This is a genomic window from Streptomyces sp. NBC_00224 (assembly GCF_041435195.1).
Classification (GTDB): domain Bacteria; phylum Actinomycetota; class Actinomycetes; order Streptomycetales; family Streptomycetaceae; genus Streptomyces.
In genome coordinates this window covers 7,973,964-7,995,534 of the sequence record NZ_CP108106.1, presented here as the reverse complement: position 1 = coordinate 7,995,534, position 21,571 = coordinate 7,973,964, and the positions used below count along the sequence as shown (strand labels likewise).

The window sequence follows — 21,571 nt, the reverse complement described above, 5'->3', positions numbered from 1 at the left end:
GGGCAGCATGAGTGTCGTAGCGGTGGAGCGGTCGCGGGAAGGTGCCCGTGGTCGCAGGGCGCTCAACTCCGCGATGTGGGCGCTTCTCATACCCGGTGGCACAGCGCTGGGCGCCGCGATCGCGCAGTACATGGTCTGGGCGGGCGCGATCGTCATGCTCGGCTTCACCGCCGTCGCCGCCTGTCTGATCGGCGGCTTCTGGCACCGCGCCGGGGCCGCGACGCTCGCCTCCGTCAGCTGCTTCGCGCTCATGCTCTTCGCCGGGCCCGCGATGTACGAGGCCTATATGAAGACGGCCGGGGACCCGGTGCCCGCGGTGGTCACCCAGGTCGTCGACGAGCACAACCGGCGCGGCCCGAGCATGTTCTGCACGGTCACCGAGACCGGCGGCGACCACACCGTGCACAAGGTGTCCCAGCAGCAGAACTGCTTCGGCCAGGCCGAGGTCGGCGACCGCGTCGAGATCCGCAAGGACCCGCTCGGCCTGCTCAAGCCCCGGCTGCCGGACAGCCCGGACCAGGAGAACACCACGGAGATCACCGTGGCCATCACGCTGGGCCTGTTGCTGCTCACCATCGCCACCATCTTCTACGCGGGGCAGCGCCGCCGCGACGGATAGCCCCTCGGTCTCACGCGTGAACCCACGCGGCCCGCTGGATCACCAGAAGAACCATCCCGGCGTCGCGGTGTAGTCCTGCGGTACGTAGTCGCACCGGCCTTCCGTGAACCCCGTCGCCGCCTGCTTCGCGGCCAACGCCTCGCCGTGGGCGTCGACTCCGTCCGCCGCGATCAGCAGGGCGGCGACGACCACCAGCCAGACGACGGGGAGGACCCTGCCCGGAGTCCGCCGGGACTGCATCATGATGCCGCCCGCCACGGCGGCGACCCCGGCCGCCAGCACCAGGGCCAGCGCCGTCAGGGTCAGGTGGTCGAGGGTCGGTGAGGCGTGGCACAGGACGTACTGACGTGCGGGCACGAATCTCGGTATGCGCTCGGCGAGGGCGGCGACGCTCAGCAGCGCGCCCACGCCCACCACGTGTTCCGCCCGCAACCTCGGCCACGCAGTGCCACGTCGCCCGCCCTGCTGTTCGGCCGTGCCCACCATCGTCGTTCCCCCGTCTTGGAGCCGCTCCCCCTCAGGACGCTTCCGTCCCGTCGATCAGTTCCTGCACCCGCTCCCCCATACAGCGCCCGAGGGTCTGGTACGCGTCGAACTGCCGGTGGTCGAACCACTGGTCGCTGGTGCTGTCGTGCGGGAAGACCGGGTTGGCCGCCGCGTACGAGAGCAGTTCGTACGGCAGGTCCTTCGTCAGCGTGGTGCGGGCCACGATCAGGGTGCCGTGGCGGCCCCGGTGGCCGTCGATGTCGAGGTCCTCGGGGTAGGTGATGTCGCCGGTGACCACCGAAGTACGGGACAGACGGGCGTTGAGCTCGGAGAGGACGCTGGGGGGCTGGAGCGGGTCGCTGCTGCCGGGGACCAGGCCGGTCGGCTCGTGCAGGGTGATGGTGATGCCCAGTTCCTCGTGGGCGAGCGCGATCGCCTGGGCGAGGGTGGTGGCGAAGGGCGGGATGTCACCGCTCGCGTCGATGCAGACCGCCGTCCGTACACCCTGCCGCAGGAGCTCGACCAGCCCGAGGTTCTCGTAGTGGCCGCCGTCGGTCACAAGCAGCAGCCGGTCGTCCATCGGGTAGCGGCCGAACACCTCGCGCAGCAGATACGGCAGTCGGCGGATCAGCGGCGCCGGGGGCGACGGCCAGCGCGGGGTGTTCCACTGCTCGGAAAGGGCGCCGGGGTTGGGCAGCCAACTGCCCAACCGGGCGTTGGAGAGGGCGAACAGCGTCTGGAAGGCGCGGGCCTGGGCCCCCATGGCCGAGGCGAAGGCCGCACCCGAGATCGCGACGGCGGACTGGACGGTCAGGTCCCGCGCGATGTGCCGCTTGGAGCGCTGCTCCAGGCAGGCGGTGCAGGCGTAGCCCACATCGGGTCCGCCGACGTAGTCGTGGGAGAGCGTGTAGGAGACCGCGCGGCGGCCGGGCGGTGTGCGGTCGCTGCCGGAGAGGTTCGCCGCGCCGGCGAAGATGACCTGGGGGAAGTGCTCCTTGCGCGCGCCGTACTCGCTGAGCGTGGTGGTCTCGGTGACGAAGTTGTACGGCCGGGCCACCTGCGTACCGTGTGTGCCGGGCAGGATCTCCCGGCGTACGGCGAACGCGGAGGCGAGCCGGCGGCGGTAGAAGGGGTGCAGGCTCATCCACGTCTGGTCCAGGAGCGAGCCGATGAACAGCAGCACGGCCGGGACGCAGATCTGCATCCACAGCGGCCAGGCCCAGCCGGTGGCCGTCGTCCAGCCGAGGATGAACAGGAAGACGACCACGAGCACGACCAGCACGAGCCACACCATCAGATACTGCAGCAGGCCGTTGGGCACGGCACGGCTCAGACCCGACCGCCCCCGCACGACCTCCATCACCTTGGACAGCCCCGAGCGCACGGTCTGGCGCCGCCGCCACAAGGTGCCCACCAGCGCCGCGAGATAGGTGACCAGTACCGTCAGGCCCGCACCCACCGTGGCGTCGGGGCGGCTGATCTGGTGCCGGGTCTGGAGGTAGACCGCCGACCAGGCGAGCAGCGGGAGCACGACCACCACCGCGGTCAGCGCGAGCGTCAGCACCACGAACGCCTGGAAGGCCCGCGCCAGCCAGCGGGCCACCTGGTCGGCGCGGTCCCAGACGTACACGCCGAGCCACAGCAGCCAGATCCCGGCGGCGGCGACGAGCGCGTACGCGACCGTCCACACCGCCGGGTCGCGGAACGACGGGCGCGGTGGCGTGGCGGTGCAGTGGGCGCAGAAGCGGATGCCGGGCTTGGCGAGGTGGGTCAGATCGGTCACCGGTACCTCGTGGTACGCCCAGCTCAGCACCAGCCCGATGGTGCCGGTGGCGGCGGCCAGCAGGAACAGGGACGCGAGCAGACCGCGCAGCAGCACCCCGAGGGCGACCATCCACTGTCCGGTGCCGTCGGCGACGTACTTGGAGTGCCGCCGCAGATGGTCCTCCTCGGGCGAGCCGGGGGCGAACACGTCCTTGGACGTGAGGGTGTCGTTCAGGGCGAGTTGCATCGCGCCGACGGTGTAACCGCCGCCGGAGACGGAGACCAGGTACCGGGCCTCGCGCAGCGACCGGCGCAGCGCCTGGAGGGCTCCGAGGGTGACGGTGGCCGAGCGGATGCCGCCCCCGGAGACGCAGAAGCCCAGCTTCGCGTGCTGTCGGCCGGGGGCCGTCGTGCTCTGGTAGCGCCAGTGCGCCGAGGTGATGCCGGGCTCGGTGTGCGGATGGGCGACCCCGGTCGGCCAGACCCGCCCGTCGGCCTCCGCGACGGGCCACGGAGGAACCACCTGGGGGGTGGAGGCGGGGTGTTCGTGGTGGGGCGACGGGGTGGGCGCCTCGTCGTCCGATGTGGAGTGGTCGGCGTCCGCGTTCGCGGGTTGCTCGCGCCCGCTCGCGACCTCCTTCCACGTCCCCCTGCCCGAGCGGGAGACCGTGGTGGCCCACACCATCGCGCCGACGACCGTGGAGGCGCCCAGCAGCGGCCACTTGACGGTCTCCAGCGCCGCCGCCGTGGCGAACGGCCAGTCATCGACGCGGCCGTGCACCCTCAACGCGCCGACGAGCAGACCGTTTTCGACCAGCCCGAACACGGCACCGGCGAACGTGGCGATCATCGCCCAGTGGGAGACCTGACGGCCGCGCAGCCCGGAGTACGCGTGGTGCCCGATCAGGAACACGAGCAGCAGCGTCGCGCTGCCGCAGGCGACCCACACCATGTGGGCCACCAGCGCTTCCCGGAAAGCCGGGGCGTGCCCGTCGTACACCTGCTCGGCCGCCGTGGCCGTACCGGCGAGCTGGAGCCGGGCGATGTCGACGTCCGGGGCGCGCCACAGGAAGTAGGCGATGCCGAGCGCCGCCGGTACGAGCGCTGCCCAGGCCCGCAGGAACCCCCGCTTGGCCGTGACAGGCTGGGCGGGACGGGCAGCCGTCGGGGACGGCGGCGAGGAGTGAGGCATCGGGTCACCTCGTGAGGTCGGTCGTGGTGCGCGGCGTCTCGGTGGTCCACGGTCCCCCGGTGGTGGAGGACCGTGGCGCTGCGCGCGGGTCAGTCCGGAGGTTCGTCCTGCGGTCCGAGTTCGCCGTCCGGGACGGACTCTTCGGCGCTGCGGTCGTCCAGTTCGCGCATACGGCGGTGGAGGGCCTCGCGCAGGCTCTCCTGGCCGGGTGCCGGCGGTGTCGGGCGGGTCGCTTCCACCGGGGTCCCTGCCGGGCCGTCCTCCGAGGCCTCTCGGCCGGTCGCGTCCTGGCCGGACGTGTCGCCCTCGTGCGCACCGGACGGGCGGCGCTTGTCCTTGTCGGCCATCTCAACCCTCCTTGCCGGGCGGGCCGGTACGCGGAGTGCTATCCATTGTCGTGCTTGCCGCCCTGCCACGTCCCCTCGATGACCTGCCCGGTCCTCAGCTCGTCGATCTGGCCGCGCCAGAGGTCGGCGCGGGAGGCGGTGGTCTCCTTGACGGCGGCGGTGAGTGTCCTCGCGGCGGTGAAGCGGTCGGACGCCGGGCCGCTGGCGGCGATCCGGGCGTTCGTCCTCGTATGCGCGTCGATGGCGGAGCGGAGGCTGCCGGCACGGGCGGTCAGCTTGCCCAGGTCGCGGAAGGTGGGCTTCTTCGTATCGAACCAGATCTGCTGCCACCAGTGGTCGCTGACCGGTTCGCGCCAGCTCAGGTATCCGCCTTCGATGATCTTGCGCGGGCCGTCGAGCTTGCCGGTGAAGCTGTAGCGCACACCGGGAGCGGTGACGGGGTCGTAGAAGTGCGGGGTGAAGAAGTCCGACACGAGCAGTCCGTTGATGGTGTAGCCGTTCTCGGGCGCCTCGGACGGGTCGGCGACCTCGACGAGGAACTCCACCACTCCCTGGTCCTTCTTCGGCGACTGCCCCGCCACCACCCGGCTGCCGAAGGGGTCGGCGAGCATCTCCAGCATTTCGTGGCTGGCGGTCAGCGACCAGCTGTCGCTGTACTGGATCAGGGAGAACGGCTGACCGTTCTTGTCCAGGTGGATACCGGCCGCCCCTGGTTCACCGATGTCGTCGCGGACGATCATCGGCCAGTAGCCGACGGGCACGTCGTGGAGGCTGTCGAAGGCGTCGACGGACGCGGGGATCCGCCACAGCGGCGTGAAGTCCCGGATGGCCTGCTTCTGGAGGGCGGCGGCCACCCGGGTGAGCTGTGAGGAGGTGATCTCATCGGTCTCGGACACGAGGGCGAGCTGGGTGACCAGCATGCGGGGCTCCTTGCCTACCGGAAACGGGTTTCCACGGGGACGGGGTGGTCAGGTCAGCAGGCGGGACAGCGCGTCGGCGTACTCGGCGGGCAGGTTCGCCTCGTCGGCCAGGGTGTCCAGGAAGGTGCGGTCGCCGGAGGCGGTCAGAGCGTCGAGCACCACCGGTTCGAGCACCACCGGTGCGGCGGTGAGCACGCCGATGCCGGGCCCGGACAGGTGCGTCGCGCCGCTCGCGCTCAGCAGGGGCAGGCGGGGGCGCAGCTCGGCGCCGGTGGGCTCGATCTCGTCCAGGGCCAACTGCCACCGCACACTCCCGTCGGGCGACGCGGTGATCGACGGGACGGGGGCGGCGGCGAGGGCCGGGAGGTCGGCCAGCGCGTCGGTGAGCCGGTCGGTGGCGTCGCCGATGGTCAGCCCGGCCACGATGGTGTCGGCCGTGCCGTCGTGCAGATGCAGTACGTGATCCGCCGACATACCGGGGGCCTGCTCCAGGGTTTCGCCCGGGTCCAGGGCGTGCATGAGCCGACGGGACCCGTAGCGGGCGACACCGTCGATGGCGACCAGCCGGATGTCCTTGTCGCGGGCGTCGATGAGCGAGGTGTACGGGTCGCCGTCGGCGCCGTCGACGACGATGAGGTCCGCGCGCATTCCCGCGCTCAGCGAACCCAGGGCCGTGTCCCAGCGCAGGATCCGGGCCGCGTCCCGGGTGGCCATGGCGACCAGCTCGTGGTCACTGAAGACCGATCCGGCGGCGGTGGAGGCCAGCCGGGCGGCCTTGAGCTCGCCGAGCAGCCCCTTGCTCCCCGACACCGACCAGTCCGAGCCCAGCCCCATCAGCACACCGGCCGCTTTGGCGGCGGCGATGTCCGCGGTCTTTCCGTACAGCAGGAGGTTGGAGAGCGGCGACCACACCATGGAGCCGCCGTGTGCGGCGAAGACGGTGAAGTCGTCGGCCGTCAGGCCGGTGCAGTGGATGCCCACCAGGTTCTCGGTGATCGCCCATGTACCGGGCTTGAACTGGAGAGCCTGGAAGTGCGCTCGGGCGGCCGCGTCGGTGCCCTCCGCCAGATGGAGGAGCAGCCGGTGCGGCTGCTTGAGCCGGGCCAGGAACTTCTCGGCGTCGCTCGCCTCCACATCGGCGATGCGCGAGGCCGCCTCGGGCAGGTCCGGTGTGTCGGTCTGCTCGACGTTGCGGACGATGCCCCGGTACATACGGCGGGCGCCCGCGTTGCTGAACAGGGCGATGCCCTGGCTGGTGGTGGTGCCGTTGACCAGGGCCTTGGCCTCGACGTACCGCACGACGGCGGGCATCAGGCGGGGGTCCTGGCCGAGCACCTTCATCGGCCCGGTGACCAGGGTGCGGTAGGCGGGGTTGCCGCTGCCGCCCCACTGCGAGCGGTTGCCGTACTTCTTCGGCACCTGCCACAGCGGCAGCACGTCGTACGGCAGGTGGTTGTGCAGCTCGATCAGCCCCGGGTAGACCGAGCCCCGGGTGTCCACGGGCACCACCGCTTCGAAGCCCGGCGGGGCGGGTGCGGTGGCCGGGAGCACCGCCTCGATGAGTGCGCCGGCCACATAGAGGGTGCCGTCCTCGATCACGGTGCCCGGCGCGTCGAGGGTGACGATCCGGCCGCGCAGGGCGAAACGGCCGGTATCCGGGGCATCTGCTCCAGGCGACATGCGGTCATCCCTTCCGCCACCCCCGAGAGGCACAGATGAACACCGCATATCGGATGAACATCACTTAATAGACAACATGCCGTAATGTCATCCAGCGATCACCTTCTGTCATGACTGATCGCCCGCATGGAGTAGGAGCAGCGCATGCACCCCTTCGACCCCGGTTACGCACAGGAGCCGTACGCCACGCTCGTACGCGACTACCCCGGCGCCGACGTCTATCCGGCCAATGACTTCCGCGTGGAGTGGGGCCCGATCTTCCACCGCGGGCGCCTCGACGGCACGGCCCGCGTGCTGGTCATCGGGCAGGACCCGGCCGCCCACGAAGCCATCACCCGCAGGATCCTCGTCGGCACCGCCGGCCGCCGCTTCCAGGGTTTCCTGGCCAAACTCGGCATCGACACGAGCTACGTGATGGTCAACACGTATGTGTACAGCGTGTTCGGGCAGGGCGGCGGCAACGCCCACGCCAAGGACGAGCACATCGCCGCGTACCGGCACGGCTGGCTGGACGCCCTCGTCGACCACCAGCCCATCGAGGCCGTGATCGCGCTGGGCGGCCTCGCGGACACCGCGTACCAGACCTGGCGGAAGACCCCCTCAGGCGCCGCGTTCACAGGCGCCTACCAGCACATCATCCATCCCACCTTCCCCGACAGCGCGGCGGGCTCCGGGACCGACCCGGTGGCGGCCATGGCCAAGCTGCTGGCGAACTGGAACGAAGCCCTCAACGCGCTGCACGGCACGGTCACCCCCGACACGAGCCGCCCGCTCGCCCTCTACGGCAGCACCCTGACCCCGGCCGACCTCGCCACCATTCCCTCGGTGGACCTCCCACCGGGGCTCCCGGCGTGGATGCGCTCCGACGAGCCGTGGGCCAGCCGCCAGGGGGCGACCCCGGCGGAGAAGCGCGCCACGATCATCGTCCAGATCCCCCCGGACCAACGCCCCTTCTCCTGAAACCCCCGCGTCCGGCCTACTTGGCGCCGACCGGACTCACATACGTACCGGGGTGCGTGGCCGCGTCCTGCAGCAGGATCGAGCCGACCGGCCACGGCAGGGTGTGGGAGTGGGTCTCGCCCGGCGGGGTGACCACGATGCGGGTCGGCTTGAACTCGTCGCCGCTGCCCTGGGCATAGGGCAGATAGAAGATGTTGAAGGTGGTGGTGGCGCCCGGCCGCACTGTGACCCGATGCGGCTGTACGGCGGTCTGCCGGGCCAGCGACCACGTCAGGGGCCCGGCGAGGTCCACGCCCGGATACCCGGTCATCACACAGGACTTGGCGCCCTTGTTGGTGAGCGTGACGGTCAGCGCGTACTGGATGTTGGGGTTCTTCGCGCGGCTGGTCGGCACGATCGCGAAGCCCAGGTCGGCGGTCCGGCAGCGCCCGCCGGAGGCGGCGCCGCCGGATCCCGACGGCGTCGGCCCTGTGCTGCCCCCGCCGTCCGGCACGGCCCCGGTGGCGGACGCACTCGGAACGCCGCTGGTGGCCGCCGCCTCCCCCGAGTGGTCGCCACCGCAACCGCTCAGCGTCAGACCGGCGGCCACGACGGCGACGGCGGACCAGCGAAATCGGGAACGCGACACAGCGGGCTCCTCACCCTCGTACTCGACACGACGACGCACGGAACGGGACGCTCCGCACATCACCATGACGCGTACCACCCTGACACGGTTTCAGACGTCGGCAGGTCCGCGGTGCACGCGTGGCCCTCTCAGGCGGGATGCACCAGCCGGACCTCCTCGCTGCTCGCCCGGTTGTGTTCGTCCGCCCAGTTCCGCAACGCGCTCAGACACGCGTGGTCCAGGTGGCGCAGTCCGGCCAGATGCAGGTGTACGGCCCGGTCCTTGGGGAGTTTCTCCAGCGTCTCCAGGATGCGGGGCAGCCGCAGGAACGTGGCGTTGCCGATCACATGGGCGCTGACCAGCCCTGCCCCGTCGTCCGTGACCTCGATGTGGACGTGGGAGGTTTCCCAGGCGGCCTTGACCACGGCCAGCAGCAGACCGATGAGGACGCCCTCGAACATGTTGGTGAGGAGGATCGCCAGCGCCGTCGCCGCCAGCACCACCGCCTCGCCCCGGTGGGATCGCCACAGCCCCAACAGGCCCTTCACCGGCAGGAGTTTGAAACCGGCGTGGACGAGGACACCGGCGAGGGCGGCGGTGGGTACGTGGGTGAGCGCGCCGGGCAGCAGCGCGGCGAACAGCAGGAGCCAGACGCCGTGCAGCACGCGCGACGCCTTGGTCCGGGCACCTGCCTGCACATTGGCGGCGCTGCGCACGATGACCGCGGTCATGGGCAGGGCACCGAGCAGCCCGCACACCGTGTTTCCCATCCCCTGCGCCATCAGCTCCTTGTCGTAGTCGGTGCGCGGCCCGGTGTGCAGCCGGTCGACCGCGGCCGCGCTGAACAAGGATTCGGCGGAGGCGATCAGCGCGAACGCGAGCACCGTGGCCAGCAGCCCCGTGTCCGCGAGCTTCGCGAACTCCGAGGAGCCCGGCGGCTGGACGGCGGAGGCGAGGCCGCTCACCCGCACCCGTGCCACCGGCAGACCGAGCAGGACCGTCAGGGCGGTGGCGCCGCCCACGGCGGCCAGTGCGCCGGGCAGCAGTTGGCACCGGCCGGGCAGCCTCTTCCAGCCCGCCATCACGACGATGGTGCCCGCGCCGACGGCGAGCGCCGTGAGTGCGGTCGCGGAGTGCGCGACCTCGGCGGCCAGGCCCGGCAGGCCCGCGATGTTCGCCACCCCCGCGCCGGGGCCCTTGCGGTCGGCGAGGATGTAGAGCTGACCGGCGATCAGGAGCAGGCCGATACCCGCCAGCATGCCCTCCACCACGGCAAGCGAGATGGCACGGAACCAGCGGCCCATCCGCAGTGCCCCGAGCGCGAGTTGGATGAGTCCCGCCGTCAGGACGACGACGCCCAGCGCGGCGAGGCCGTACTCGGTGACGGCGGTGTAGACGAGGACGGTCAGACCGGCCGCGGGACCGGACACCTGCAGACTGCTCCCGGGCAGCAGCCCGGCGACCAGTCCGCCGACTATGCCGGTGATCAGGCCGAGTTCGGCGGGGACGCCGGAGGCGACCGCCACGCCGACGCACAGCGGCAGGGCGACGAGGAAGACGACGAGGGACGCGGCGAAGTCGGTGCGCAGCACACGGGCCGGCGCTGGACGTGTGGTCATGGCGTTCCGTTCTGTCAGTGGAGGGAAGGAACGTCGCGGACTGTCGCGACCGGGCAAGCGGCCCAGGGTGCGGCGTCGGAATGCGTACGGCAGCAGCGGACAGAGCCGGGCCGGGTGCCGTCGGGAAGGTAGGTATGAGCATGGTCGGCGCTGTATCGCGGCGGATAGGGGCGGCAAGGAGCACGCGAAGAGCGCACCGGGATCATGACCGGCTCACACCCGGGCCCTGTGAGCCGTCACGGCGGCGCCGGGCACGGGCCTGGTCACGAGGGTGAGCCGGGTGCGCGGGGCGCGGGTTGATGCCGTCGGCCCGGGCACAGTGCGTGCCCGGGCCGACGGTGAAAGGGGGAAGGGAAAGGAGGAAAACGGGGAGGCTATCCGCGCAGGTCAACCACCGAGCGCAGCTTGCCGCTGGTGGGGCTGCGGTCCAGGGACGCGCCGTCGACCGCCTCGACCGTGAGGTCGAGCAGCCGCTCGGTCACGGCCGAGCGCAGCTCGGGGTAGTCGGCCAGGAAGGCCTCGCGCAGCAGCTCGGTGTTCACCGCGCCGGAGCGTTCCACACGGACGGTGAGCCGTTCGCGGGTGTCCTGCCGGGCGAGGACGGTCTGGAGTTCGCCGCTGTAGCGGGCCCGTTCCTGCGCGATGGCCGCGAAGCGGCGGTGGTTGAGGAAGTACGTGGCCACCCGCATCACGTCCCCGGTCCTGCCGCGCAGTTCGAAGCGGGGTGCGTGACTGCCGCAGGGGCAGCGGCCGTCGATCGCGCGGCCGAGGTCGCCGATCACGTAACGCCCGAGGTGCTGGCCGCGCCGGGCGTGCGTGGTGAAGACCAGACGGCCCGTCTCCCCCGGCGCCACCGGCCGGTCGGCGGCGAGGTCGAGTATCTCCATGGTGTGCAGATCGGCGTGGAGGTGGTGGACGCCCCCGGTGCTCTCGGTGCACTGGTAGCCGAGCGGTCCCAGGTCGGTGCTGCCGTACGTGATGGACCGGACGACCTCGATGCCGAAATCGTCCCGCAGGGTGCGCTGCTGTGCGTCGGTGAAGTGCTCGCCGCCGTAGAACACCTTGCGGATGCCGCCGTACTCGCGCAGCGCGTCCGCCTCCTCGTGCAGCAGTTGCCACAGGTAGGAGGGCATCCCGAAGAGGGTGTCCGCCTGGTGGTCGATCAGCGCCTGCGCCGTGGCCCGGTGGTCGGGGCCGGCCGAGAGCGGCAGTTGGACGCCGCCGAGGCGCTCCAGGATGGAGAAGAAGCTGATGAAGCTGCCGTACATGCCGCCGCAGTAGAAGAGGTTGGCGGTGCGGTCCTCCATCGGGTCGTAGCCGGCGGCGAGCAGACCGCGGGCGGCGGCGTGCATCTGGGTGTCGTAGTCGTCGTAGCTGAACAGGGAGAGCGCCGGGGCGCCGGTGCTGCCGCCGCTGCGGAAGTACAGCTCGGCGTCGGCCCTGGCGACATGGCGGTTGAGCTCCTGGACCTCCTCCTTGCCGGTCAGCGGGCCGCCGGGCCGAGGCAGGACGACCGGCCGGGCCAGATCGTCCAGACAGGCGGTGGTGGCGAACCGGGCGTCGGCCTGGACCGCGACGCGGCGGCTGTAGCGCTGGAGCGCGTAGACACCGTCGTGCGGCTCGCCCGAGTAGCCGCTGAGCATGGCACCGACGGGGGTGACGCGGGTGACGCCCGCGGCGAAGGCGGCGCGGGAGAGCTCGGCGGTGTCGGTCGGGCTCGCCGCGATACCGGCGGTCTGCAGATACCGGCGCATGGGGCGCAGGGCGCCGATCAGCTTCTTGCGCGGCAGCGGCTTGACCCACACGCTGCGGTGCAGCGGCGAGGCGGTGAGGGCGGGCCGGGTGTCGGCCATGACCCGCCAGGAGCCGTCGGGGGCGGCGAACACCCGGGTCAGACCGAGGTGTTCCTCAAGGCGGGCGACGAGCTCGGTGGTGGTGAGCTCGGCCTGCTCGGCGATGCCGGGACCGTCGGGGCCGGGCACGGCGGCGGGCCGGGCCGCCAGTACGTCCGCGAAGCGCTCGGCGAAGGCGAAGACGTCCTGCTCGTCCTCGGTGTCGAGGTAGACCACCTGGGGGCTGGAGCAGGCCTGCTGCTCGTACTGGCACACGTCGGCCGCCAGCGCTTCCAGCGTCGCGGGCTCGTGCCAGGCGTCGCGGGTGAGGTAGGCGAAGGAGATGCGGTGTCCCCACTCCACCAGGCGGCAGCCGGGCGGCACATGGGCGGCGACCCCTTCGACGGCGCTCTCGCCGCCCCAGACGGCGACCGCGTCGGCGGGCGCGCACATCAGCTCCAGCCACTCCTCGCGGGAGGAGGAGAAGCGCAGCACGATGACGCGGGCGGCGAGGGCGCCGGTGGTGTCGAGCGCGGCGAGCTCGGCCAGCAGGTGCTGGGTGAGCAGGGTGTCGCCGCTGCTGGTCTTGAGGATGTTGACGTTCCCGGCGAGCAGGCCCTCGACGATGCTGAGCGGGGCGACGGTGGCCGCGTTGCCCGGCGCGATGTGGGCGACCAGGCCGACCGGCGCCCAGGCCTCGTAGACCGTCTCGCGGGCGTCGGGCCGGTTCAGCCGCCCCGGGGCGGTGCCGCCGAGTTCGCGGCGCAGTTTGCGGGTGAGCTCCGTCCGGCTGAGGTAGGTGCCCAGCTCGCCCAGGACGGCGGGGTCCTCGCCCTCGGGCAGCTGCCGCGCGAGCCGGTTCCGTACCGGGTTCCGCACATCGCGCAGAGCCGTGGCGAGCGCGTCGCAGGCGGCGAGGACCGTCTCGGTCTCCAGCGGGCTCGCGAGCGCCTCCTCGACGGCGGCGGGCAGCGCGGCGAGGCGTCGCCCGGCCTCCTCCTCCCCGATGAACGCGCCCTGCCAGTAGTGGTGTCGGTCTGCACGGTCCATGGTCTGCACGGTCACGACATGCCCTTCATCAGTTCGGCGGCGGCCACCGCGCAGCTCTTGTTGCGGCTCACTCCGGCGCGTCCGTGGACGGCGAACCAGTCGGTGCCCAGCTCGCACCCGCACTCCTCGCCCGGGTGCAGCGAGGCGAGGTCGCCCATGACGACGCTCTGCGCGGGTACGGAGGTGATGTACGGGGAGACGAGGTGCAGATAGCCGGTCTCGCCGTACGGCAGGGGCTCCAGGGTGCTGGTGGAGAGGATGGCGACACGGGACCAGACGGGGGCGTGCAACCGGTGGTGGTCGCACTCGATGTACGGGATGCAGTGCTCCACGGAGCCGAAGGTGTCGCGGATGCGGTCGCCGGGGATGCCGAGCTGCTCGGTGACGCGGGCGTACAGCTCGTCCTTGCCGATGCGCCGGTCGGCGTGCCCCTTCCAGCCACCGCCCAGGACCACGAGGGAGCCTTCGGGCAGGCGCAGGGGCGGCAGCCCCATGGCGCGCATCCGCTCCAGGGTGAAGTAGAGGAAGGCGGGGAAGCCCAGGATGCGGACCGGGGCGCCGTCGTTCTCGAAGCGGCGCAGCGCGGCGACGCAGCCGAACGGGTCGAACTCGTGGCCGCTGCCGGTGTTGCGCAGCGCGTACTCGACGGTGCGGGCCGGGGCGAAGTCGCAGAGGTAGTTGTCGGTGAAGGCGGTGCCGAGGTTGAGGGCGGGGGCCGGTTCGTAGCTGTAGAGGAGGTAGTTGACCTCCTGGTCGGGGGTGATCCAGCCGTTGCGCTCGAAGATGCGGGCGACCATGCGCTGGGCGGAGCGGATGGTCCAGCGGTCGAAGAACATCTGCGACTTCTGGCCGGTGGTACCGGAGGAGGTCAGGTGCAGGTCGACGTCCTCGCGCGGGATGGACAGCACTTCGTGGCGCTTGAAGAAGTTGGCGTGCACCAGCGGGGCGCGGTACGGCCGCGCGGGCGGCGTCGCCTCGTACAGCGAGCGGAAGAACGGGGAGCGTTCGGCGTGCCAGGCGTTGGTCTCCGCCATGGCCGCGGCGAACAGCTCGTCCTCGGCGGGCCCGCAGGCGTACGGGTCGGTCAGGTCGCACAGTTCCTGCACACGGGGCAGGAGGGCGGGGTCGGGGACGCCGACCGGGGCGAGATGGGGGTTCATGAGGCAACCTCAAGTGTGGGCAGGTAGGTCGACGCCCAGGCCGACAGGTAACAGTCCAGATAGGGCTGGAGGGGCGGCTCGACGACGACGCCGCGGAAGTCGATCTGCTCGGTGGTGCGCGAGAGCACGACGTAGTCGTGGAAGCCGTCGCCGTCCGCGCGCATCGCCGGGTAGAGCGCGCCCGCGACGAACCCCTGGGCCAGGAACGCCGAGAGCGCCTGGTGGTGCGCGAGCGGCACCAGCGCCTCCACATAGCCGGCCCCGGCCCGGGTCAGGGTCCGGGTGACGGGTTCGAGGTGGTCGGCGGCAGCGGCGGGGTCGGGGTGGGCGGTCAGGAGCGAGCAGTAGCCGCCGGTGCGGTTGAAGTACGCGTAGACCTCGAACCGGCCGTCGTCGGGGGTGAGCAGCACGTTGGGCGTGTGCAGCGGGTAGAACCACCCGGCCGTGTCGGGGAAGCGCTCGCGGAAGCGGCGGCGCACGAAGGCGGGCGCCTCGATCATCTCAAGGCGCTCGACGGGCCCGCGCCCGGCCGCCGGGAGCGGGCCGGTGGCGCGGACGTCCCCGTAGCTGACGCCCAGACAGCCCTCCACGGCCTTCAGGAGCGGCAGCAGCGGGGCGGGCACCTCGGTCACCGGAACGCGGCGCTCCAGCACACCGGCCGAGTGACGCGCGTAGAGTGCGAGGCTTTCGCGGCTGCTGAGATCCACGGCGTTGGGCAGGACGCCCAGCGGGCGGAAGCCGTTGCGGGCGACGACGCGCTGGGGTCCGGCGCTGACCGTGCGGACCGTCGCGTACACCGAGTCCAGGCGCCCGCTGTCCAGCATCCCGGCGCACAGCGCCTCGGTGAGCGTGGCGGCCAGGCCGCCGGAGCGGTGGTCGGGGTGCACGGCGAGGCCTTCGAGGCGGCCGATGCGGCTGCCCGGCTCGCCGTGGATGGCGGCCGACGCGGCCAGGGCGCCGGTGTCCGGGCAACGGGCCACCAGCCACAGGGAGTCGGGGTCCTGGATGAGCCGGGCCATCTCGGCGGGGTCGGTGCCGAGCCCGGCCGGGTAGTGGGGCCCGTAGACGGCGTAGTAGAGCTGGCGCAGCTCGGCGATGTCGGCGCCGGTGGCCGGTGTGACGCGGGCGCTCATCGCTCGCCCCCGACGGGCTCGGGGATGCGTTCGGCCGAACTCACCTTGTTCTCAGGGGAGTTATCGGATCCCAGCAGGGCCAGAGCACCGGCGGCGGGCAGCAGGCCGGCGGCCTGCACCAGGCACAGCGTCTGCGCCGAGAGGTGGTCCCCCGCCAGGCCGAACAGCAGCGAGGCCACCGGGAAGGAGGCGCCCAGGACCGCCTGCATCACCGCGAAGAAGCCGGGCTTGTCGGCGGCGGGCACCAGCCGCTGGAACAGGGCCACGAAGCGGACCCCGATCACCCCCACGCACCAGCCGGCCACGACCAGGCTGCCCGCGAAGACCAGTCGCCCCGCGACGAGCCCCGGCAGCGCGAGGGCGAACGCCATCAGCGCCAGGCAGTAGGCGCCGGTGACGGTGGGCCGCCCCGGCACCCGGGCGCCGGTGAACGAGCCGATGAGCGTGCCGCACCCCAGGGACGCCTCCAGGAGGGCCACGGTGGAGCCGCCGTCGCCGAGGACGGTCCGGGTGTAGAGCGGGATGACGACGAAGACGGCGGTGGTGAAGAGGTTGGCCGCGGTGAAGCAGATCAGGATCCGCCGTACGTACGGGAGTCCGCCGAGGATGTCGCGGAGCGTGCGCCGCTCGGACGCGGCCGTCGCGTCGGCCTCGCCGTCGGCGCCGGGCGCGGCGGTACGGAAGCGGACGCCCGCGACGAGCAGCGCCGCGGCGAGGTAGGCGGCCCCGCAGCCCGCGCCGAGACCGGCCACACCCGCGCGGTCGACGGTCACGGCGCCGAGCAGCGCCCCGCCGAGACCGGCGAGGGACTGGGTGGACAGCTCGAAGCCGGTGGCCGTCTCGATGTCCTCGTCGTCGACGAGTTCGGGCACCGAGGTGGTCAGACAGGGGTCGAAGAACGCCTGGCAGGTGGCCAGGGCGAGGGTCGCGGCGTAGACGGCGGGCAGCGGCAGACCGCTCGTCCACGCCCAGGCGGCCAGGGCGACGGCGACGGCCCCGGCCACCGCGGCGGCCGTGCGCAGCACGGAGCGATGGGCGGTGCGGGCGACGACGCGGGCCACCACCGGGGCGAGAGCCACGGCGGGCAGCGTGCTGACGGCCATGAAGAGGCCGGAGGCCAGACCCCGGCCGCCGTCGACCGCGTAGGCCACCAGCCACCAGGAGACGCCGACTTGGAACATGCGGACCGCGGCCTGGGTCAGGACCTGGCTCAGCCACACGGCGCCGAAGGCGCGGTTGCGCAGGACGAGCGGCCGGCGGCGGCCCTCGTCCACGAGGGTGGCGCTCATGCGGTCGGCCTCTCGTCCAGGACGCGGACGAGCTTGCCCGAGCGCGGGTTGACGGCGAGGTCGCGGTGGCACGCCCACTCGACGGAGAGCGGGTGCACGAATCCGGTGCTCACACTGTCCGGGTACAGCGGCCGGGCCCTCTCCAGCTCGGTGACGACGGCCTTGGCGAGCAGTTCGAGGGCGGCCGGGTCGTCGTCGCCCGGGGCGGTGGCGAGTCGCAGCACCAGCCCGTCGCGGCCCTCCCAGCGGCGGACGACCAGCTGCATGCCGACGATGCGGCCCTCGGTGTCCGCCTCGGCGACGGCGTCCTGGGCGTCCTGCGAGTACAGGGAGACCGGCCCCACCCGGACGCCCTCCTCGGCGCGGCCGAGGATGCGGAAGTGGCCGAGTTCGGTGTCGGTCCACTCGGCGCGGTCGCCCGCGGGATAGCGGATGACGGGCATCAGACGGCGGAAGAGGCTGGTCACCACGACCCTGCCGGGCCGTCCGGGCTCGGTGATGGGCTCCCCCGTGGTGTCGTCGAGGATCTCGACGATCGAGTGCGGGGTGAAGGCGCGGTGGACCCGGGTGTCGGGGCCGGGCACGGGGCGGCCGAGCAGCCCCGCGTCGACGCTGGCGTAACCGACCGAACGGATCGCCGCGTTGGGGAACGCGGCGGCAAGGAGCCGCCGCTGGTCGGCGAAGAGGGCCTCGCCGCCGAAGAGGACCAGCTCCACCGCGTCGAGCCGCAGGCCCGCCGCCAGGATGTGCTCGGCGAGGCGGCACAGCGTGGTGGAGGTGCCCGCCACGACCTGCGCCGCGAAGTCGCGCAGGGTCGGGACCGTCGACTTCAGCGGCGCGGCGCCGCCGATGGGCAGCCGTACGTTGTCGACGGGGGCGTGGGCGAGCGAGTCGAGGACGAAGAGGAAGCTGGCGTAGAGCTCGCCCGCGTAGAAGAGGTCCGCGACGCGGTGGCCCGGGCGCAGCCCGGTGTCCACAAGACCCTGACCGAAGACGGTCACGAAGGTGCGCCACTCGTCGCGGGTGTAGACGGAGAACTTGGGCGCCCCGGTGGTGCCGCCGGTCTTGTAGACGGTCGCCTCACTGAGGGGGCCGGTCAGGACGCGGTTGTCTTCGAGGGTGTTGGCCGCCCAGAACTTCTCCTGGTCCACGACCGGAAGGTCGGTGAGGCGGTCGGCGTCCGGCGGAAGGGACGCGTAAAGGTCCTGGTAGAAGGGCGAGTTGTGACGGGCGAACCGGATGAGGTCCGAAAGCTGCTGGGCGGACATGCGGCCTTTGCCTAGGTGTACGGAACAGGGCAGGAATCACCGCGGCATGGCGAGACCACGTGCTCGCCGCCTGCGGGATAGGTCGGTGTACAGGGGATTCCCCGTGCCCCTGACTCCTCGATGGCGCGCCAAGAACTGACGCGCGGTCACGATGATGGAACATCGGAGCGCGAATCGCAAAGTTGGCCGCAACATCTACCGGTCCACATGGCCGAAAACGATGATTCTTGCGGGTGGCGCCAGCCTGTGGCGCTCCGATCGAAGGCGGCTGACCGGGATCTGGGTTCTCTTCTAAGGTTGAGGCATGCACACCGTGGCCGTCCTCGCCCTCGACGGAGTCATCCCCTTCGACCTGTCCGCGCCGATCGACGTGTTCCAGCGCACCCGGCTGCCCGACGGCCGCCCCGCCTACCGCGTCCGGGTGTGCGCGCCCGTCGAGGAGGTCGACGCCGGGGCGTTCACCCTGCGGGCTCCCTGGCGTCTGGACGCGCTGGCCGAGGCGGACACGGTCGTCCTGCCGGGCTGCGCCGACCCCGTCGCACCCGTCCCGGACGACGTCCTCGACGCCCTGCGCCAGGCCGCCGCCAGGGGCGCCCGGATCGCCTCGATCTGCACGGGCGCCTTCATCCTCGCCGCCACCGGACTGCTCGACGGCCACCGCGCCACCACACACTGGGCCGCCGCCGCGCTGCTCGCCGAACGCCATCCCGCCGTCGACGTCGACCCGGCCGTGCTCTACGTCGACAACGGGCAGCTGCTCACCTCGGCCGGCGCCGCCGCCGGGCTCGACCTGTGCCTGCACATGATCCGCCGCGATCTGGGCTCGGCGGTGGCGGCCGACGCGGCGCGGCTGTCCGTGATGCCGCTGGAACGCGAGGGCGGGCAGGCCCAGTTCATCGTCGCCGAGCGTCCGCCCACCCCGCGCGGCTCGACGATGGAACCGCTGCTGCGCTGGATGGAGGAGAACGCCGGCGACGACCTCACCCTGGACGACCTCGCCGCCCGGGCCGGGATGAGCGCCCGCACCCTGCACCGTCGCTTCCGCGAGCAGACCGGCACCTCCCCGCTGCAATGGCTGCACCGGGCCCGGATCCGCCGGGCCCAGCACCTCCTGGAGACCACCGCCCACCCGGTCGACCGCATCGCCCTCCAAGTCGGCTTCGGCTCCCCCACCGCGTTCCGGGACCGCTTCAAACGCCTCATCGGCACCAGCCCGCACGCGTATCGGCGCAGCTTCCAGGGGGTGTGACCCGGCGGGGAGAGTCCGCCGGGGGCGACGGGACCGGGATCGTCAGATCGCCACGGCAGTAGCGGCCTTGGCCCGCCGGGATGTCGCCCAGCGGCGGGTGATCGGCCGTTCGACGAGTGCGTACAGGGCCCAGGACGTCAGAATGCTCACCGCCAACAGCACGACCACCAGCGCACTGGCCACCGGTGTCGAGTAGAGGTCGTGCCCCAGAACTTTGCGGCCGTACGCCAGCACGATGAAGTGCAGGAGATAGAACGCGAAGGAGATCTCGCCCAGCCAGACCATCGCGCGGTTGCGGAAAAGGGTGAACTCGCCCTTCACGTCGGCCGTCGCGGCCGCGGCGATCAGCAGGACGATCGGGACGATCGAGGTGGCGCGCTGGGCGTAGAGCATGTCCGACTCCTGGCCGAGCCAGTAGCTGCCCGCCAGGAGCACGCTCGACCAGACGACGCCGATGTTCCGCCAGCGTCCGTTCAGTACCGCGTGCGCCACCAGCATGCCGAGCGCGAAGTCGAGCATGCGCACCGGCGGCAGGAAGTACGCGAACCAGTACTGCTTCACGGAGGCGTCCGCGGAACCCGAGGTGGCCAGGTCGACGGCGCCCGCGTCGGGCAGCACGCTGTAGGTGAACAGCGGGGTGAGGACGATCGCCGCGATCAGTGCGCCGATCCAGTGCTTGAGCCGCGCGGGGTCGATGCGCAGGAACAGCCGGTGCAGCAGCGGGAACGAGGCGTAGAAGAAGAACTCGCAGCCCAGTGACCAGTTCGACGCGTCCACGCTGAGGAGGTACTGGAAGTCCGGTATCCACACATGGACCATGAAGAGGTTCGCGAGCGCCACCCGGGTCGGGGTGTAGGCGGAGGCGAACAGCAGCAGCGCCAGACCCCACGTGATCGCGTAGTTCGGGTAGATCTTGGTGAACCGGCGGCGCCAGAACGCCCGGGCCGTGTCCGCCGGGCGGGCGGACCAGGTCAGCACGAAGCCGCTGAGGACGAAGAAGAAGGCGACGCCCAACGAGCCCGCCTTCTCGGTGGCCTTGTTGAGGTGCGCAACCAGCTTGTCGTCCTCGAACAGGCGCACTTGGGGGACGGGGAGTCCGATGTGGCTGACGAAGACGAGGAACGCGGCGGGGAACCGCAGTCCGGTCAGCGAGGGCAGCCGGGAGAGCCCGGGGGCGGGCGGCCCACCTCTCCTGGGCGCTTCGCCGGGCGCCCGGGACACGCCGTGTGTCATGGAGGACCTTCCTGGGGACGGGGGTGCGGAAGGGAGGCGCGATGCGGCTACCAGGCGACGGTGCCCTGATCCTCCGTGAAGGTGGCGGTCGGGCCGTCCGCGTCGAGGGTGGCGAGTTTCACGGCGATCGCCGCGCCCTGCTCGGCGGACTTGAAGCCTTCACCGCCGGTGATATCGGTACGGCACCAGCCCGGAGCGACGGCGTTGACCTTGATCGGGGTGTCCCACAACTCCTTGGCGTAGGACACCGTGACCATGTTGAGCGCGGTCTTGGACGAGTTGTACGCCAGGTTGTTCACCTGCCAGATCGGGTGGTCCTGGTCCAATGCGTAGGTGAGCGAGCCCATTTCACTGGACTGGTTGACGATCCGGCCGGCCGGCGATTTACGCAACAGCGGCAGGAACGCGTTGGTCACCGCGACCACACCGAAGACATTGGTGTCGTAGATGGCGCGCATGGTGTCGATGGAGGTGGCGCTGGGCGGGTTTCCGTCATTGGGGACGGAGATGCCCGCGTTGTTCACGAGGATGTCGAGCTTGCCGTAGGCGAGGTCGACCCAGGTCGCGGCCTTCTTGATGCTGTCGGGGTCGGTGACGTCGAGCTGGACGAACGGCACACCCAGCTTCTCGGCGGCCACCTTGCCCCGCCCCTCGTCCCTAGCGGCCAGGAGCACGGTGACACCGCGGTCCTGCAACTGGCGCGCGATCTCGAATCCGATGCCCTTGTTCGCACCGGTGATGAGAGCGATGGTCTTCGGCATTTCACCCTCCGAATGATTGGTCAGGGTTCATTTCGGGGGCGCCCCGTGGAATTCACTCTCAAGCTTTCACGGGGCATGATCATCCGTCCATCGCGGGGGATCTTTCCCCGCAGGGCCGAAAACGCCCCCGTTTACCTGCCACGAGGGGCCGACCTACAGCTCGGGCAATCCCCCGAGAACTACACAAACAGTGACATTCGCATTCAACAAAAAGAGGGTGACCGGTTTCATTTTGCTGGAATGGATAATTCCAGCACCGACACCATGGTTGAATCGAAAAGCTTCACGCCAGCCAGGTTTATTTCATACTGAAAACAAATGCCGGTAGATGTCTGGAACCCATCGCTCCGCTGTGAATGGCGTCACGCCGCAGCCGCCCGCCGGAGAGGGTCCGGCGGGCGG

18 protein-coding genes are annotated in these 21,571 nt (G+C 71.4%); 4 read left to right on the top strand and 14 right to left on the bottom strand.

The window, feature by feature from the left end; all coding sequences use genetic code 11:
* Positions 1-7: 7 nt before the first annotated feature.
* The gene (locus tag OG965_RS35720; protein ID WP_371656211.1) at positions 8-619 is read left to right on the top strand and encodes a hypothetical protein; all 612 of its coding nucleotides are present in this window, start codon (positions 8-10) and stop codon (positions 617-619) included.
* A gap of 39 nt (positions 620-658) precedes the next feature.
* On the opposite strand, the gene OG965_RS35715 is transcribed toward OG965_RS35720, so the two are convergent.
* From OG965_RS35715 to OG965_RS35695, 5 genes are all read right to left on the bottom strand, one after another.
* Positions 659-1,105, bottom strand: coding sequence for a hypothetical protein (locus OG965_RS35715; protein WP_371656210.1), 447 nt, complete (start codon positions 1,103-1,105; stop codon positions 659-661).
* A 31-nt stretch (positions 1,106-1,136) separates the two neighbouring features.
* Positions 1,137-4,061: a hypothetical protein gene (locus OG965_RS35710; protein ID WP_371656209.1), complete on the bottom strand. Its 2,925-nt coding sequence runs from the start codon at positions 4,059-4,061 to the stop codon at positions 1,137-1,139.
* Between the two features lie 89 nt (positions 4,062-4,150).
* Complete coding sequence (locus OG965_RS35705) at positions 4,151-4,408, bottom strand: hypothetical protein (protein ID WP_371656208.1); 258 nt, start codon at positions 4,406-4,408, stop codon at positions 4,151-4,153.
* Between the two features lie 38 nt (positions 4,409-4,446).
* Complete coding sequence (locus OG965_RS35700) at positions 4,447-5,328, bottom strand: hypothetical protein (protein ID WP_371656207.1); 882 nt, start codon at positions 5,326-5,328, stop codon at positions 4,447-4,449.
* Positions 5,329-5,376: 48 nt separating this feature from the next.
* Positions 5,377-7,008, bottom strand: coding sequence for an amidohydrolase family protein (locus OG965_RS35695; RefSeq protein WP_371656206.1), 1,632 nt, complete (start codon positions 7,006-7,008; stop codon positions 5,377-5,379).
* 144 nt (positions 7,009-7,152) lie between these two features.
* Here OG965_RS35695 and OG965_RS35690 point away from each other — a divergent pair, with 144 nt between their 5' ends.
* Positions 7,153-7,968, top strand: a complete 816-nt coding sequence (locus tag OG965_RS35690; protein WP_371656205.1) for a uracil-DNA glycosylase family protein — start codon at positions 7,153-7,155, stop codon at positions 7,966-7,968.
* A gap of 16 nt (positions 7,969-7,984) precedes the next feature.
* On the opposite strand, the gene OG965_RS35685 is transcribed toward OG965_RS35690, so the two are convergent.
* The 7 genes from OG965_RS35685 to OG965_RS35655 all read right to left on the bottom strand — a co-directional run bounded on the left by OG965_RS35685 (position 7,985) and on the right by OG965_RS35655 (position 17,926).
* Positions 7,985-8,596 (bottom strand): DUF4232 domain-containing protein, encoded by a 612-nt coding sequence (locus OG965_RS35685; RefSeq protein ID WP_371656204.1) that lies wholly within the window; start codon positions 8,594-8,596, stop codon positions 7,985-7,987.
* Positions 8,597-8,724: 128 nt separating this feature from the next.
* Complete coding sequence (locus OG965_RS35680; protein WP_371656203.1) at positions 8,725-10,194, bottom strand: SulP family inorganic anion transporter; 1,470 nt, start codon at positions 10,192-10,194, stop codon at positions 8,725-8,727.
* Positions 10,195-10,568: 374 nt separating this feature from the next.
* Positions 10,569-13,076 carry an acyl-CoA reductase gene (locus OG965_RS35675; RefSeq protein WP_371656202.1) on the bottom strand — a complete coding sequence of 836 codons (2,508 nt, stop codon included), beginning with the start codon at positions 13,074-13,076 and terminating at the stop codon, positions 10,569-10,571.
* An 11-nt stretch (positions 13,077-13,087) separates the two neighbouring features.
* Positions 13,088-14,236: an acyl-protein synthase gene (locus tag OG965_RS35670; RefSeq protein WP_371656201.1), complete on the bottom strand. Its 1,149-nt coding sequence runs from the start codon at positions 14,234-14,236 to the stop codon at positions 13,088-13,090.
* The gene (locus OG965_RS35665; protein ID WP_371656200.1) at positions 14,233-15,369 is read right to left on the bottom strand and encodes a GNAT family N-acetyltransferase; all 1,137 of its coding nucleotides are present in this window, start codon (positions 15,367-15,369) and stop codon (positions 14,233-14,235) included. The genes OG965_RS35670 and OG965_RS35665 overlap by 4 nt, the downstream gene beginning before the upstream one ends.
* Positions 15,366-16,658 (bottom strand): MFS transporter, encoded by a 1,293-nt coding sequence (locus OG965_RS35660; protein WP_371656199.1) that lies wholly within the window; start codon positions 16,656-16,658, stop codon positions 15,366-15,368. Before OG965_RS35660 ends, OG965_RS35665 begins: the two co-directional genes overlap by 4 nt.
* Complete coding sequence (locus tag OG965_RS35655; RefSeq protein WP_371656198.1) at positions 16,655-17,926, bottom strand: phenylacetate--CoA ligase family protein; 1,272 nt, start codon at positions 17,924-17,926, stop codon at positions 16,655-16,657. Before OG965_RS35655 ends, OG965_RS35660 begins: the two co-directional genes overlap by 4 nt.
* A 304-nt stretch (positions 17,927-18,230) precedes the next feature.
* Between OG965_RS35655 and OG965_RS35650 the strand changes: the two genes are divergently transcribed.
* Positions 18,231-19,175, top strand: coding sequence for a GlxA family transcriptional regulator (locus OG965_RS35650; RefSeq protein ID WP_371656197.1), 945 nt, complete (start codon positions 18,231-18,233; stop codon positions 19,173-19,175).
* 42 nt (positions 19,176-19,217) lie between these two features.
* On the opposite strand, the gene OG965_RS35645 is transcribed toward OG965_RS35650, so the two are convergent.
* The gene (locus tag OG965_RS35645; protein WP_371656196.1) at positions 19,218-20,408 is read right to left on the bottom strand and encodes an acyltransferase family protein; all 1,191 of its coding nucleotides are present in this window, start codon (positions 20,406-20,408) and stop codon (positions 19,218-19,220) included.
* 47 nt (positions 20,409-20,455) lie between these two features.
* Positions 20,456-21,169 carry an SDR family oxidoreductase gene (locus OG965_RS35640; RefSeq protein WP_371656195.1) on the bottom strand — a complete coding sequence of 238 codons (714 nt, stop codon included), beginning with the start codon at positions 21,167-21,169 and terminating at the stop codon, positions 20,456-20,458.
* A 45-nt stretch (positions 21,170-21,214) separates the two neighbouring features.
* On the opposite strand from OG965_RS35640, the gene OG965_RS35635 reads away from it, so the two are divergent.
* Positions 21,215-21,481, top strand: coding sequence for a hypothetical protein (locus OG965_RS35635; protein ID WP_371656194.1), 267 nt, complete (start codon positions 21,215-21,217; stop codon positions 21,479-21,481).
* Positions 21,482-21,571 lie beyond the last annotated feature (90 nt).

What these genes read in the sequence shown, in the direction of transcription:
- OG965_RS35650 (WP_371656197.1), top strand. Translation starts at nt 18,231, where the DNA reads ATGCACACCGTGGCCGTCCTCGCCCTCGACGGAGTCATCCCCTTCGAC.
- OG965_RS35680 (WP_371656203.1), bottom strand. Translation starts at nt 10,194, where the DNA reads ATGACCACACGTCCAGCGCCGGCCCGTGTGCTGCGCACCGACTTCGCC.
- OG965_RS35700 (WP_371656207.1), bottom strand. Translation starts at nt 5,328, where the DNA reads ATGCTGGTCACCCAGCTCGCCCTCGTGTCCGAGACCGATGAGATCACC.
- OG965_RS35675 (WP_371656202.1), bottom strand. Translation starts at nt 13,076, where the DNA reads ATGGACCGTGCAGACCGACACCACTACTGGCAGGGCGCGTTCATCGGG.
- OG965_RS35710 (WP_371656209.1), bottom strand. Translation starts at nt 4,061, where the DNA reads ATGCCTCACTCCTCGCCGCCGTCCCCGACGGCTGCCCGTCCCGCCCAG.
- OG965_RS35670 (WP_371656201.1), bottom strand. Translation starts at nt 14,236, where the DNA reads ATGAACCCCCATCTCGCCCCGGTCGGCGTCCCCGACCCCGCCCTCCTG.
- OG965_RS35645 (WP_371656196.1), bottom strand. Translation starts at nt 20,408, where the DNA reads ATGACACACGGCGTGTCCCGGGCGCCCGGCGAAGCGCCCAGGAGAGGT.
- OG965_RS35705 (WP_371656208.1), bottom strand. Translation starts at nt 4,408, where the DNA reads ATGGCCGACAAGGACAAGCGCCGCCCGTCCGGTGCGCACGAGGGCGAC.
- OG965_RS35660 (WP_371656199.1), bottom strand. Translation starts at nt 16,658, where the DNA reads ATGAGCGCCACCCTCGTGGACGAGGGCCGCCGCCGGCCGCTCGTCCTG.
- OG965_RS35715 (WP_371656210.1), bottom strand. Translation starts at nt 1,105, where the DNA reads ATGGTGGGCACGGCCGAACAGCAGGGCGGGCGACGTGGCACTGCGTGG.
- OG965_RS35640 (WP_371656195.1), bottom strand. Translation starts at nt 21,169, where the DNA reads ATGCCGAAGACCATCGCTCTCATCACCGGTGCGAACAAGGGCATCGGA.
- OG965_RS35720 (WP_371656211.1), top strand. Translation starts at nt 8, where the DNA reads ATGAGTGTCGTAGCGGTGGAGCGGTCGCGGGAAGGTGCCCGTGGTCGC.
- OG965_RS35665 (WP_371656200.1), bottom strand. Translation starts at nt 15,369, where the DNA reads ATGAGCGCCCGCGTCACACCGGCCACCGGCGCCGACATCGCCGAGCTG.
- OG965_RS35655 (WP_371656198.1), bottom strand. Translation starts at nt 17,926, where the DNA reads ATGTCCGCCCAGCAGCTTTCGGACCTCATCCGGTTCGCCCGTCACAAC.
- OG965_RS35695 (WP_371656206.1), bottom strand. Translation starts at nt 7,008, where the DNA reads ATGTCGCCTGGAGCAGATGCCCCGGATACCGGCCGTTTCGCCCTGCGC.
- OG965_RS35690 (WP_371656205.1), top strand. Translation starts at nt 7,153, where the DNA reads ATGCACCCCTTCGACCCCGGTTACGCACAGGAGCCGTACGCCACGCTC.